Origin of the sequence: Saccharothrix sp. ST-888, assembly GCF_000955975.1 — a bacterium.
Classification (GTDB): Bacteria; Actinomycetota; Actinomycetes; order Streptomycetales; family Streptomycetaceae; genus Kitasatospora.
Genome location: NZ_JYJF01000096.1, coordinates 15,751 through 29,392, shown reverse-complemented (window position 1 = coordinate 29,392; position 13,642 = coordinate 15,751). Strand labels below are relative to the sequence as shown.

The window sequence follows — 13,642 nt, the reverse complement described above, 5'->3', positions numbered from 1 at the left end:
CGGCGCTCTACTGCCTCACGGACGCCCCCGCCTGGCTCTCGCCGGGCGGGGCGTCCGTGGCTGCGGCCCCCAGGACCGCCCCCGGCTCGAAGCCCCGGCGTGGCAGACCCGGACACCGAGATCACGCCCGCCGAGCCCCACAGGTCCAAGGAAGCCGAAGGACCTTCAGCGAACCCGTTTCATCTTGAAGTCGCAGGTTACGGGGTTGGCGTGGAGCGTGGGTGGGTTGCTCGTGCCAGTCGGCGGCATGATGGTGCACTCAACCCGTCGGCGCAACAGGGCTTCCAGTCTATCGGCCGGTGAGCCGAAGTCGAGGGTCTTTCGGGGCCGCGTGTTCAACTTCAATGAGATCTTGTCGAGGTCGTCCTGGGTCAGGTGCTCCATGCTCGCGCCCTTGGGCCTCGCGGTGACGGTGGCCATGTCCCGCCCGTCGAGCCGAACGAGCACCGTGAAGCGAGAAGAGCGTTCGGCGACCGTGGTGATCCGGGTCGGCCCGCGGCCGAGAAGCAGATCTCCCTCCCAGTGGCCAGGGACCGCGCGATCGTCCGCCTCGGCAGGACGCCCGCTGATCGATGTCGCTTCCTTTGAGCTGCGAACGCCACTGCGCTGTAACCGAGTTGTGGATATTGCGACGTGTCGGCCGGCCGGACCTCAGGTGCTTCCGGAGCTCCTTGGCGAGTACACCGCGGGCCTGGATGAACAAGGACTCGCAGATCGTCCCGTGGCTCACCCGCAGCTCCGGTCCAGCAGGGTAGATCTTGGCCGGATGGCCGGAGATCTGCTCCGGTGACCAGTCCTCGGCAAGCTTCCCAGCCACGAATTCACGAAGCTGTGTATTCGTCGTGAGCAGGCACGGCTGCCGACGCCGGGCGCGGGCCATCTCGCGGAACGAGTCGCCCCGGGCCGGACCACGCGAGATCGACTCCCTTTCGGGAAGCGTCAGCTGACCAGAACTCCGTTGCCGGACCGGTGGAACGTAGCCGCCGTTGGACTTGAAGATCGAGCCGGGCGGCCTGCCCGGTGCCCGCGAGGTCCCGCATGAGGGAAGTACCGATGAGAAGCGCTTCCCGGAGTGGCGAAAGTCGTTGAGGGAGGCGGCTTTTGCGTTTTCCGGGGTGGCCGGGAGTGTCCGGCGGCGGTGGATGGGGCTGCCGTGGCAGGAGGTTCGCCGAAAGCGGTGGACAGGGATGGGGTGAGCGGCAGACTGGTCGCCATGACCGGATCAGATCCAAGGGAAGACCTCCACCTCTACCTGCAGGACGCTCGCGACGCGCTGCTGTGGAAGCTTGAGGGATTGTCGGAGTACGACCTTCGCCGGCCGATGACTGCGACCGGCACCAACCTGCTGGGACTGGTCAAGCATGTGACCAGTGCCGAGGCGGTGTACTTCGGCGACACCTTCGGGAGGCCGTTCGATGCGCCGCAGCTCTGGACAGCGGGTGACGCCGAGCCGAACTCCGACATGTGGGCGACCGCCGATGAGACGCGGGAGCAGATCGTCGGGCTGTACCGCCGGGTGTGGGCCCACTCGGACGCGACGATCGAGTCGCTGCACCTCGACGCTGTCGGCCGGGTGCCCTGGGGGAGTCGGAACGAGGTGACGCTGCACCGGGCTCTCGTCCATATGATCGCCGAGACCGATCGCCACGTCGGGCACGCCGACATCGTCCGGGAACTCATCGACGGGACCGTGGGGCTGCGGGAGGGGAGCGACAACATGGCCCCGGGCGACGCGGCATGGTGGGAGAACCACCGAAGCCGGCTGGAGCAGGCGGCCAAGGAAGCCGACCGAGGCGCGTAGTCCCGGGCAACCGACCGAGGTGCGGGCCCACGTCTGTCCCGGCACTGCCGAGTGCGACGGGAAAGAAACGAAATCCGATCTCGGCGGGGCCGACGTGACGCAGTTCGGGAGGCAGGCCGCCGCCGTGTTCGTCGACCCCTCCGTGGCGGGCCAACTGACGGACGGACAGACAGGTCGGTGAGGCCTCGGGCCGGGGGCCTCGACGTTGGCCCACTCCGCTGCTCCCCGGCTCCCGGTGGTCCGTCAGATTTCACAGCCTCTGTGGCGAACCTCAACGACCGGATACGCGTGTTACCAACCGCGTGATCCGGAAACACACACGCACGGCTCGGGAACGCGGCCTCCGGTGGTCCGTGGCATGCCCTGGCGCCGCGCCGCTCGACCGCGTTCCCCGGCAGGTCCGTCCAATCTCTCAAAGGATTCCTTTCTCATGGCAGTTCGCCAACACACCCGCATACGACGGCCGTTCGCCCGGCTGGTCGTCGGCGCAGCAGCGACGCTGCTGGTGTCCGCCGTACCCGTCGGCGCGCAGGCGGCACCCCGGCCCGCGCCGAGCACCCCGGGCTACTGCACCTCCGCGAGCAACCCTCAGCTGGCCGACCGGCTCTCCAAGGACATTGCGAGCACGCTGTCGGGGCGTCAGGACACCGTGGCCTTCGCGATATCCGATACCAGGACCGGCGTTTCCTGCGCCTACCACTCCACTACGCACTTCGACTCGGCGAGCGTCGTCAAGGCGACCATCATGGGCGCCGTACTGCGCCGTGCCGAGGACGAGAAGCGATACCTGACCACCTGGGAGGACGACAACCTCCAGCAGATGATCACGGCATCCGACAACACCGCTGCCACCAATCTGTGGAAGAGCCTGGGCATGCCGCGCCTCCAGGCCTTCCTGAAGCTGGCCGGGATGAACGACACCCAGCTGGGTGCCGACGGCTACTGGGGTCTCACCCAGATCACCGCCGACGACGAGCTGAAGATGCTGGACGTCTACACCGGCAACCCGAGCGTGATCACGCCGGCGGCGAAGGCGTACGGGCTGGGGCTGATGAGCCAGGTGGAGGCCGACCAGCGCTGGGGAACCCCGTTCGGCGCGCCGGCCGCGGTCTCCGTGCACGTGAAGAACGGCTGGCTGCCGCGGGCGACCCACGGCTGGCGGGTGCACAGCCTGGGCATCTTCACCGGCGCGGGCAAGGACTACCGGATGGCGGTCCTGACCCAGGACAACGCCACCGAGTCGTACGGGATCGACACCATCCAGGGGATCGCGTCGGCGGTGCACCGCGACCTCAACAGCGCGGTCGGCGGCGGGACTTCCAAGGCCGCTCCGCACGCCCGTGGCGCCGAGACGCCCGAGGCCTCCGACGGATCGGCGCCGTTCGGGCCCGTCGCGCACTGACGCACCCGACGCAGGCTCGGTGATGGATCGCCGAGTCGCTGAATTGACGCAGCGATATTTGGCAGAGGCGGGCCTGCGCTCGAATGGGCCGGCCGATCCGAGAGAGTGTCGGATCGGCCGGCCCTGTCGCGTTGCACGCCGGGTCCGGGCCCAGGAGCCGGCGCCGTCGGTCGAACGGGTCGGTCAGCCGGGCTCGTTGGCGCGGACCTCCTGCAGGAGGCCCCAGGTGAAGTCCGCCGTCCAGGAACGCGGCAGCCCGGACGGGTCGGGAGCGGTGAAGTCGAGCTGCCACCGGGTGGGTGCGCTGCCCTCGCGCGGGACGGCCGGCGGGAAGGCCGCGGCGACGTCCGAGACGACACAGCTCCACGGGGTCAGGTCGGCGAGCGTGCGGAGGGCGGGCGGTGGGGTGCCGGCGGCGCGTACCAGCCACTCGTTCCAGACCGGGCTGCCACTCTCCGCAGGGCCGAGCAGGACCTCGAACGACAGCTCGGGCCAGATCGGGAGCGCCCACTGCTGCGCGGTGCAGGTGAGGTCGCCGATCCGGCGGGGGAACGTGGCCTGCGGTGGGCCGAGCACCGCGGCGAAGCGCTGTGCCCCGCGCGGGAAGCGGGACGAGCGGACCATCGCCTGCCAGCGTCTGTTCGCCTCGCGCAGCTCGGCCCGGGAGGAGCCGAGCCGGCGTACCGCCTGCTCGACCAGCTCGGGCTGGAAGTCCGCCATCCGCCGCAGCAGCACGAGTTGGAACTCGGTGGTCGCGAAGCCGTGGAGTGCCATCCGGCCAGGTTAGCCACCCGGGGGAGGCGGTGACGGGAGCGGCAGGTCTCCTTGCACCGTCCTGGACCGGCCTCAGTGGTCGAAGGTCGGAGGTCGGAGGTCGGCGTGGGCCTCGCGCCAGGAGGTGATGGACGTCGGAGGTCGGTGGGCTGGGAGACCGCACCGCATGATCGCCTCGCGGCCCGGAGGCGGTGGCGGGCCGGAGCGCGGAGCGCGAAGTCGTCCGGTTCCGGGTCCTGGAACGGGGCAGGGCGGAGCGTGTGGTTCCGGCGGGCGTCCGTGTGCGGGTGTCCCTCCTGGCGCGGCCGCCTCTGTGGTTACCGTGAAGCCGTCTCCATCTCCTCGGGACCGACCCGAATCGGCATCGTCGAGAGCGGGACGTCTGCCGAAGGGCCGATCGCCGTCGGGAAGCCGCAAGGTGCTGCCTCGAAGATCAATGCTCGGGTAGATCTTGGGCGAATTTCCTGATCAGCGTCTCGAACAAGGTTTTGGGCAGGGCGGGTTCAGTGACGCTCTTGATCGCTAATCGCGCCCGGAGTGCTGACCCGGAAATGAATGACAGATGGCCGTTTCGCGCCACCGGGCGGTATCCCCGAGCCGGGGAGGCCGCTCCGGGAGAAAACCGGCCAAGCTGCGCCGACGCAACGGCGGGGTGCGAGCGCTCTTGACGATCGACAGATCTTGGTGGCCGAGCGGGGGAGTCCTGCCGGGGGCGGATCTCGAATGCAGCTGTTTGCAGGCGAAACGTGTCGCGATGATCTCTTTCGGTGCAGCGCTGTCCGGGCGTCGGGAAGCCGCTGCGATGATGGCCGGTTTGCTCTGGTGTGCCGGGAGTACGGGCGGCATATTCTCGACCGGTCGAAGCCGTCCTTGTGTGGGGGCATCAGACGGCGGCCGTATTCGTGCAGGTGTTCGCAGTTGCGTGCCGTCAGGTTTGTTGACGAATCAACCGAAAAGCTGGAGGGGGAACGCTGTGGCGGATGTCAACAGCATTCAGGAATTCTCGATCGGGAACTACGTCCCGCATTCGGTGGCCGTGGGAAACTTCCGGTACCTGTGGGTGACCACGGACAGCAAGGCGATCATCCGACTCAATCCCAACGCCCCCGACAGCCGCACCACCGTGGACCACTCGGGTATTCCCCCGCTGTCGGCCGGAGTCATGAAGGACCCGCAAGGGGCGCAGCGGATCTGGTTCGCGGCGCCGGCGCAGCAGAAGCCGGACCCCATCATGTCCATGGAGACCGTGGGCACCTTCCCGGTGTCCGTCTACCCGCTGGAGGACGACGCCAAGGCGGAGAGCATCAAGCTCCGGACCACGGACACGGGATCCTCGGGTACTCCCGTCCTCGAGTACAGCCTCCTGTTCGCCGAACCGCAGTACAGCTACGTCGGGATCATCTCCATCCCGGCGGCCGGCGGCCAGATCGACCGCATGCCCGTCCAGGCGAACACCTGGCTCTGGGACGTGGCCGTCACCACGACCTCGGACAAGAAGACCCACACCTACTGGATCACGGGTCAGAAGCGGACCACCACCCCGGTCAGGACTGAGAACGGCCTGTACCGCCGTTCCCCCGGGCAGCAGACCTGGGAGAGGTTCCAGCTGCCCCGGGGGCCGGAGCAGAAGCCCTTCTACGTCATCGCGGACACGGCAGCGGTGTGGGTGACCGCCACCAACCCGAACCAGGTGCTGCGCTTCGACCTGAACAACCTGAGCTGGCGTACGGCGGACCTGGGCACCGCCGTCCCGCAGCAGTTGACGTTCGGGACGAACGGCGAGGTCTGGGTGGCCTCCAGCCAGGGCCTTCACGAGTTCGACCGGAACCTGTCGGGAACGGGTTCCATGGTGGGCCTCCCGAACGGCGGCGGGGCGAAGGGCATCTGCGTCGGCACCAACGGGGAGCTCTGGTACACGAATCCCACCCGGAAGACCGTGGGCCGGTACCCCATCCCGGCGCCTCCGTTCGGCGCGGCCTCGCTCGTCGGCCGGACCCAGGTGGTCGCCCAGGGCGAGTCCGTGGTGCACATGAAGGACCATGTCGAGCGGCCGCTCGTCGCCGAGTACGTGGCCAACGGCCGGCCCGTGCCCGGCATCCCGCTCACCTGCCGGATCACCGCGGAGGGAGCGACCTTCGACGACGGCACCCGGGAGCGGGTGATCCTGACCGACCAGCGCGGTCGCGTCGTCCTCCCCGCCGTGGACGCCGGGAACATCGAGGAGGAGGCGATCCTCAGCGTCGGCCTCGGTGACTCCGAGCCGCACGCGGCCACGAGGCTGAACATCACGCCGTCCTAGTCAAGTCGCCGCCTCGCCCGGTCAGTTCCGCTCCTCCGGAGGGAGAAACCCGTATGCCGCCCGCAATCCCGCCCACCAGTGACACCGACAAGTTCCCGATCGACACCGCCGCCGTCGGTCTGACGTGGAACGGCGACGACCAGAACGTGTGGTTCGTGACAGCCGAGGGCAACGTCGGCGTGTTCGAGCCGCGCAGCCCGTGGAGCAGTACCGTCTTCACCCGGAACACGGGTCTGGCGGGCCGGTCGGACTCCGTCGTCGCCTGGCCGGGCCACGGCGTGTGGACCTTCGTCGTCGGGCAGAGCGACTCCGGCTTCGTCCGGTGCACCCCCGACGGCACGTACCAGATGCACACCCTGAACGGCAGGTCGGACTGCCGGTCGCTGGCGCTGGCCCAGGGGCCGGGAGGTGAGACCCGCATCGTCGCGCCGCTGATCGACTGGGGATCGCTGGCCTTCTTCGAATCCGGGAGCGGCATCTCCACCTCCAGGGTCTACGAGCCGGGGCTGTACGGGATCGCGGTCGCGGAGCGGGAGCCGACCAGCTACTGGCTGAGCTCCCCGGGCGGCAGGTCGCTGGTCGGCTACGACGCGCACACCGGCGTCTTCGCCTCCCCCGTCAACATCGGTACCGAGCCCCGGGATGTGGCGATCACCCCGGCCGGTGACGTGGTGTGGGCGGCCACCCCCGACAACGTGATCTTCAAGTACACCGTCGCCGAAGGGCGGCTCACGCGCATCGACACCCCGTATCCGGCCCACCGCCTGGTGGCGACCGCGGACGGCACGCTCTGGTTCGCCGGCGCCTCGGGAGACGCGATCGGCTACGTCCTGCCGGGACAGAGCAGGGCGGCCACGATCCCCACCGGACCGGGGTCCCGCCCCTCGGGCGTCGCCGTCTCCGGGGACAGCCAGTTGTGGGTCGCCCTCTCCGGGGAGCGGGCCCTGCGGCGGGTGTCCCGGCACCGGCTCGCCGTGGAGTCCGGGGACGGCCAGACGGCGGTGGTCGGCGGGCGGTTCGCCGAGCCGCTCACGGTCAAGGCGATGCAGCTGGACGGCGCGCCGCTGGCCGGGCAGAAGATCAAGTTCTCCGTGGAGGGCGGTTCCGCGGTCTTCGAGAACGGCAAGCCGTCCGAGACCCGCTACACCGGGACGGACGGCGAGCAGCTCGGCGTGGCGACCAGCTCCCTGCTCAAGACGCTCAAGGAGGGCCCCTGCGTCGTCACCGCCCGCTGGACCGAGACCGACGCCGTCGCCTCCTTCTCCCGCCTGGTCGTGACCGCGAAGCCGGGCACGGCGGACCACGTCCGCTATGTCTCGGGAGCGGGACAGACCGTGCCCGCGGGGAAGTCCTTCGACGACCCGATGAAGGTCCTCGTGGTGGACGAACTCGGCAATCCCGTCGAAGGCGCCGAGGTCACCTTCAAGATCAAGGGAGCGGAGCCGGCCACCTTCCCCGGCGGAGTGGACACCGCCACGGTGCCCAGCGAAGCCGACGGCTCGGCCACGTCCCCCGTCCTGACGGCCGGTGACCGGACCGGAGGGTTCTCGGTGCGGGTGTGGGTCGCGGACACCGCGGTGAGCCTCCTCCTCCAGCAGAACGTCAGCTGACCGCCGCCCGCCGAACGACCATCCCCGGCTCCCGTGCCCGCAGCGGGAGCCGGGGCCGGACGGCCATACGGCCATACGGCCGGATGTCGCATGCCCGATGCCCGATGTCGGATGCCCGATGGAGGATGCGCCCCACCATGTCCGAGAACGGATCTCACGAGCACGGACCCCGGCTTCGCACCGAGTACGACTTCGAACTGCCCCACGGCTATGTGGACGCCCAAGGCACCGTCCACCGTCGGGGAACCATGCGGCTCGCCACGGCCAGGGACGAGCTCTCCCCCCTGATCGACCAGCGGGTCAGGGAGAACCCCGCCTACCTGGGGGTCGTCCTGCTCAGCCTGGTCATCACCCGTCTGGGGGCCGTGACCGACATCCACGCGGGCGTGGTGGAACAGCTCTTCGCCACGGACCTCGCCCACCTCCAGGACTTCTACCGGCGCATCAACGGCCTGGACACCGGGTACGGCGCAGTCGCCTGCCCCTCCTGCGGGACCAGCTTCGCCGTGCCCGGTCCGGCCGCCGGCGGCCGCCTGGGGGAAGCATGACGCACCCCGCGCGCCAACTCCGGGAGGAGACCGCCTACATCGCCTACCACTTCCACTGGGCGTACAGGGACATCCTCACCCTGCCGCACGGCGAGCGGCGCGCGTGGGTGCGTGAGATAGCCAGGATCAACACCGCGCTCGCCGAGGGTCGGTGAGCGGGGTGAACGCGGTGAAGGTGAGCTGGTGGCGACGCCGTACGCCGCCGGCTGCTCCCGAGGCCCGCGCGGCCGGGCCGGGTGCGGACTGGCGCACGGTGGCGCCGACCGGGCTGGTACGGCTGCCGGCCCTGCCCGCCGGCGGGCTCGCCGCCTTCCGGCAGGACCTGGCGGCCTGGCGCCCGGCCCCGGCCGTCACGATCGCCGGGCGCGTGCTGCCCCGGGGGGTGCCGGTGGCCGACCGTGGAGCGCTGTTCGGCGTGTCGTCGGGCGGGGAACGGTCGACGTTCGGCGCGGGGTGGGCCTGGCCCGCGCCGTCTGCTCTGCCGTTCGCGCGTCACCGGACGTCGGCTGCCGGAGTAGCTGCGGACGCGGACGCACTGCGGTCGTCGGGGACGGCCGGGGCAGACGCCCCGGCCCTCTCCCCGGCCCGCGCCGGATCCGGCACCGGGACGGGCACTGGCACTGGCACTGGCACTGGCAACGCACGATGGCGTGGTGCCCTGCGGTCGGTGGTGAACGCTCTGGGCGGGCGGGTGGAGGAGGCCCCCCGGGGGAGTGCCGTCCAGTCGGGGGTGTTCCCGAAGGGCGGGGCCGAGGGTGTACCGCTGACAGGTCGGCAGTGGGGAGCCGCCTCGCCGCTTTCCGTCGGCACGGCGGTGCGGACGGCGCGCCCGCGCGAACGGGTGACGGGCTCTCCGGCCCTGGCCCCGGCCTCGTTCGGTCCGGTTCAGGACGGTGGGCGGTACCTGTCGCCGGGGGGAGTGGCGGCTGGTCTGCCTCAAAGTCCTTCGGTAGCAGTGCAGTTGCCGCATTCGTTCCCGGACGGCGTTCTGCCGGACCCGGCGTACGGCCACCGCTCGGCTCCTCCCGGCCGCGCAGCGGTGGACGGGGCCTGGCCGTCCGGCACGTCCGCAGGGCCCGTCGCTCGGGTCGGGCAGGAGTCTGACCCCGGGGCTGGCGCCTCACCCGGCTTCGCGGCCGGTCCCGGCCTCGGGTCGATCCCAAGGCCCTTATCCAGCAGCGGAGTTGATCCCGGTCCGGTCGGTGGGATGGGCTCGGGCGCGGCACCCGTCTCCGGCACGGCGCCTCAGTCGGGCCATCTGGACCCGATGGGTCCGGCGAGCGGTGTGCAGGCCATGCCGTTCCCCGGGATTGGCAGTGGCGCCGGTCGCTCTCGCGCCGGGGCCGGTGGCCCGGACGTTCCCGGCATCCCGCTGCTCCAGGACCCGTACGGCTCGGTGTCCACGGGCGTCGGATGGCCCCCGGGCCCGCCGTCCCAACCCTGGTCCGGCCCTCCTGCGGACGGGACGGGCCGACTGCCGGAAGCACCCCTGGGGCCGCCCTCCTGGAGCGGGCCGATCCGGCTCTCTCCAGATGGACCCCGGCCTGATGGCCCCCAACTGCCTTGGCCCGAACCGTCCGGCGGCGCCCAGGACCCGGCCTCCGCCCGTACGGCGGAGGCCGGGCGACCGGGCGTCCCGGATCCGCGCAGGCTCGGTATCGGGCGGCCGATGCGGCAAGTGCCCGGTACCGCCAGGCCCTTCGCCCCGCAGCCCGCAGGTCAGGCCACCACCCGCCCCGGCTCGCCACCGCCTACGCCGTGGTCCGCCGGCCTCGCCGCCTCCGCACCCGGGCGGTACGACGTCGGCGAATCCGTCACCCGGAGCGTCGGTACGGGGAACCCGGACGCACCGCGAGCGCCGGACGCGCCGGATGCCGCGGCAGTTGCCCGGGAGGTCGCACGGCGCCATGCCGACCTGCTGGCCGAAGCCGTGCTCCCGGCCCTCGGGCTGTCACGGCGCGCGCGTCGGGCACCGCAGCCGCCACCGGAAGCCGACCGGGGCGCGTCCGCTCCCCGGTGACGGTCCGGACGACGCCCGGGAGACCCGATCAGGTCTCCCGACCCGACCGACCCGACCGGCCAGACCAACCCGGCCAGACGAACTCGACCGGCCCAACCGAACCGACCAACCCGACCGACCCGACGGAGTGCTCGCACATGCTGGACCAGCCGTTCGCCGTCAGCTCCCACTTCCAGCTCTCCATCGGCATGCACGCCCTGGGCTCGTTCACGTCCTGCGACGGGCTGGGCTGTGCCATGGAGGTCGAGGAGCGCGTCGAGGGCGGCATGAACGGGCACGTCTGGCACCTGCCGACCCGGCTGCGCTACACGAACGTCGTGCTCACCCGGCCGCTGTCCCAGCAGACCGTGCTGATCTGGGCCTGGCTCCAGCAGCAGGTGCGCGAGCCGATGCGCCTCCCGGGGCAGCTCGTCGCGCTCGGTCCGGACCGGCGGCCCCTGGTGCGGTGGCTGCTCGACGGCGTCCTGCCGGTGCGGTGGAGCGGGCCGACGTTCGACGTGGAGCAGTCCCAGCCGGCCCGGGAGACCTTGGAGATCGCCCACAACGGCTTCCTGGGGATCACCGTCTGAGGGATCACCGTCTGGGGGATCGCCGCCTAAGCAGTCACCGTCCGACCGGGCCGCCGTCCCGGAACCGTCTGAGAGGACCTCATGCTGTCCGAGCTGTTGGGGGGCGCGCCGGTACGGGCCGCCCTCGTGATCCACGATCCGCCGACGGGCACCGGCAACGCCCCTGGGCCCGAACGGGGCCGTGTCCGGCTGCACTTCAACCCGGACCGCCTCCAGGTCGGCAAACAGGCCCGCTGGGACCGCAGCAGGGCGCCGTCCAACGGGGAGGCGGCCCGCGCGCAGTTCCTGGGGGCGCAGCCGCGGACGATGACGCTGGAGGTGTTCCTGGACGCCGGGGACTTCCGTTCGAGCGTGCAGGACCAGGTCGAGACACTGCTCGACTGCTGTGCCCCGACCGGGCCGAGCAGCACGGCCAAACCCGCCTCCGCACCCTGGGTGCGACTGGAGTGGGGCCGCTCCCGGACGACCTCGTTCCTCGCGCTGGTGACCCAGGTCGACGCGGTGTACTCGCGGTTCGGACACGACGGGACGCCGCTGCGCGCGACCTGCACCGTCTCCCTGGAGGAGGTGGGCGGGTCGACGCCCCGGCAGAACCCGACGTCGGGCGGTGACGGGCCGACGGGCACGCACCTCGTGGTCGCGGGCGACACCCTGGCGGGGCTGGCCTGGCAGGCGTACGGCGATCCGACCAGGTGGCGGGCGATCGCCCGGGCCAACGACATCGACGACCCGGCCCGGGTGCCGCCGGGCACGGTGCTGGTGCTGCCGGTGCTTCAGGAGCGGCCTGCGGGAGGTGCCCGGTGACGGAGCGCCCGTACGCGGCGGAGCCGGTGATCGCCTTCGGCGAGGGCGGCTCCGCCCTGCCGGAGCAGTGGGCCGAACGGCTCGTCGAGGCTGCCGTCGACACCGCGGTCGGCCTGCCGGCCCGCGCCTGCCTGCGGTTCCGCGACCCGGAACACCGCCTGCTGGCCGCCGCCGGAATCGCGGTCGGGGTGCCGTTGACCGTGTCGGTGGCCGCCGCCCGGCGCCGGGTCAGGACCGAGATCTTCGACGGTGAGGTCACCGGCCTGGAGACCGAGGTGGGCACCGACGGCACCTTCACGACGGTGCGGGCCATGGACCGGGGCCACCGGCTCATGCGGGGGCGGCAGGTGGCCGCCTACGTCGACGCCACGGTCGCCGAGGTCGCCGAGCGGGCTGCGGCCCGGCACGGTCTGAAGACCGGCCGGATCGAGGCGGAGCGCACCCGGATCGAGCACCTCGCCCAGCCCAACCTGACCGACTGGGAGCTGCTGAAGCACCTCGCCGACCAGCGCGGACTGTGTCTGGCGATCGAGGGGAGCACCCTGCACATGGGCCGCCTCGCCGCCGCGAGCGGCGCGCCCGGGCCCGGCACGGGGGCGGACCGCAGCCCGTTCGTACTGGAGTACGGGGTGAACCTGCTGGCGCTGCGGGCCGCCGTGTCCTGCGAGGGGCAGGCCACCGAGGTGGAGGTCCGGGGCTGGGACCCCGAGGGCAAGGCCGCGCTGTCCGCCAAGGCCGGTGCCGGCGACGGCGAACGGCTGCGCCTGGGGGTCACGCCCGCGCAGCTCGGTCGGGCGTTCGCGGGCCCGCCGCCCCGACTGCTGGTCAGCGGCCGGTCCTGCACCGCCGCCGGGCAGGTGGATGCCGAGGCCCGCGCGCTGGCGGCCGAGACGGCCGCCGCGATGGCGGAGCTGTCCGCGGAGGTCGGGGGCACGCCCGAGCTGCGGGCCGGGGTGCCGATCGCGCTGGGCGGGGTGGGCGAGCCCTTCGCCGGAAGGTACACCGCCACCGCCTGCCGGCACACCTTCGACGGGGAGGAGGGTTACCGCACCCGGGTCTGGGTCCGGCCGCTGCCCCCGCCCGTCGCGCCCTACCCGCCGCCGCTGTCCGGTCCCGGCGTCGCGGTGGGCGTCGTCACGGACACCAAGGAACCGGGCCAGGGCCAGCGCGGTGCGGTCCGGCTGCGCCTGCCGTGGCTCTCCCCGGACTACGTGACCGACTGGGTCCGTACCGTCCAGTGGGGCGGGGCCGGGGGAGGCGGTGTCTTCGCCCCGGAGGCCGGGGACGAGGTGCTGGTCGGCTTCGAGTACGGACGCCTGGACCGGCCGTACGTCCTCGGCGGCCTCTACAACGGCATCGACGCGCCCACCGACCACGGCCTGCCGCTCGTCGACGCCGACACCGGCCGGGCCAACCGGCGCTCGCTGGCCTCCCGTTCGGGCGACCGGCTGGAGCTGCTCAGCGCCACCGACGGCCCGCAGGGCGTGCGGCTGGTGACGGGTGACGGCAGGCTCACCGCCCACCTGGACCGGAAGGACACCACCATCGCCTTCGCGGCGGGGGAGGGCGAGCGGACCGTGCGCGTCTCGCTCGACGGCCGCGGCGACGGCACCCTCACCATCGACGCGGGCGAGGCGGGCAGCCTGGTCCTGAAGGCCGGCAGGGTCACCATCTCCGCGGCCGGCAGCGGCGGCGGGGAGCTCAGGCTGGAGGGCGCCAGCGTCACCGTGGAGAGCACCGGTGAGCTCCGGCTCAACGGACGGCGCACCACCGTCACCGGCGACACCGTGGACATCAACTGAGTGGACATCAACT

At 71.8% G+C, this 13,642-nt stretch carries 11 protein-coding genes; 9 read left to right on the top strand and 2 right to left on the bottom strand.

The genetic code is table 11. The annotated features are described in order from the left end of the window. Nucleotides 1-165 precede the first annotated feature (165 nt). Entirely contained in the window at nucleotides 166-420 is a 255-nt protein-coding gene (locus UK12_RS25280) for a hypothetical protein (protein ID WP_156178925.1), read from the bottom strand. A 793-nt stretch (nucleotides 421-1,213) separates the two neighbouring features. On the opposite strand from UK12_RS25280, the gene UK12_RS25275 reads away from it, so the two are divergent. Further along, a complete protein-coding gene (locus tag UK12_RS25275; RefSeq protein WP_045305445.1) occupies nucleotides 1,214-1,801 on the top strand; it encodes a DinB family protein in 588 nt (195 codons plus the stop codon). 430 nt (nucleotides 1,802-2,231) lie between these two features. Then, entirely contained in the window at nucleotides 2,232-3,203 is a 972-nt protein-coding gene (locus UK12_RS25270) for a serine hydrolase (RefSeq protein ID WP_197085161.1), read from the top strand. Between the two features lie 183 nt (nucleotides 3,204-3,386). Here the strand turns inward: UK12_RS25270 and UK12_RS25265 are convergent, their stop codons facing one another. Then, complete coding sequence (locus UK12_RS25265; RefSeq protein WP_045305439.1) at nucleotides 3,387-3,977, bottom strand: hypothetical protein; 591 nt, start codon at nucleotides 3,975-3,977, stop codon at nucleotides 3,387-3,389. 973 nt (nucleotides 3,978-4,950) lie between these two features. Between UK12_RS25265 and UK12_RS25260 the strand changes: the two genes are divergently transcribed. The 7 genes from UK12_RS25260 to UK12_RS25235 all read left to right on the top strand — a co-directional run bounded on the left by UK12_RS25260 (nucleotide 4,951) and on the right by UK12_RS25235 (nucleotide 13,629). After that, nucleotides 4,951-6,276, top strand: a complete 1,326-nt coding sequence (locus UK12_RS25260; RefSeq protein ID WP_045305438.1) for a hypothetical protein — start codon at nucleotides 4,951-4,953, stop codon at nucleotides 6,274-6,276. A gap of 53 nt (nucleotides 6,277-6,329) precedes the next feature. Continuing rightward, nucleotides 6,330-7,886 (top strand): hypothetical protein, encoded by a 1,557-nt coding sequence (locus tag UK12_RS36920; protein ID WP_052682149.1) that lies wholly within the window; start codon nucleotides 6,330-6,332, stop codon nucleotides 7,884-7,886. Between the two features lie 137 nt (nucleotides 7,887-8,023). After that, nucleotides 8,024-8,434 carry a hypothetical protein gene (locus UK12_RS25250; RefSeq protein WP_197085160.1) on the top strand — a complete coding sequence of 137 codons (411 nt, stop codon included), beginning with the start codon at nucleotides 8,024-8,026 and terminating at the stop codon, nucleotides 8,432-8,434. Next, on the top strand, nucleotides 8,431-8,589 hold the full coding sequence (locus UK12_RS41635) for a DUF6760 family protein (RefSeq protein ID WP_197085159.1): 159 nt from the start codon (nucleotides 8,431-8,433) through the stop codon (nucleotides 8,587-8,589). The genes UK12_RS25250 and UK12_RS41635 overlap by 4 nt, the downstream gene beginning before the upstream one ends. A 2,002-nt stretch (nucleotides 8,590-10,591) precedes the next feature. Continuing rightward, the gene (locus UK12_RS25245; protein ID WP_045305436.1) at nucleotides 10,592-11,023 is read left to right on the top strand and encodes a phage tail protein; all 432 of its coding nucleotides are present in this window, start codon (nucleotides 10,592-10,594) and stop codon (nucleotides 11,021-11,023) included. 81 nt (nucleotides 11,024-11,104) lie between these two features. Continuing rightward, a complete protein-coding gene (locus UK12_RS25240; protein ID WP_045305435.1) occupies nucleotides 11,105-11,827 on the top strand; it encodes a CIS tube protein in 723 nt (240 codons plus the stop codon). Further along, on the top strand, nucleotides 11,824-13,629 hold the full coding sequence (locus UK12_RS25235; RefSeq protein ID WP_045305434.1) for a VgrG-related protein: 1,806 nt from the start codon (nucleotides 11,824-11,826) through the stop codon (nucleotides 13,627-13,629). The genes UK12_RS25240 and UK12_RS25235 overlap by 4 nt, the downstream gene beginning before the upstream one ends. Nucleotides 13,630-13,642 lie beyond the last annotated feature (13 nt).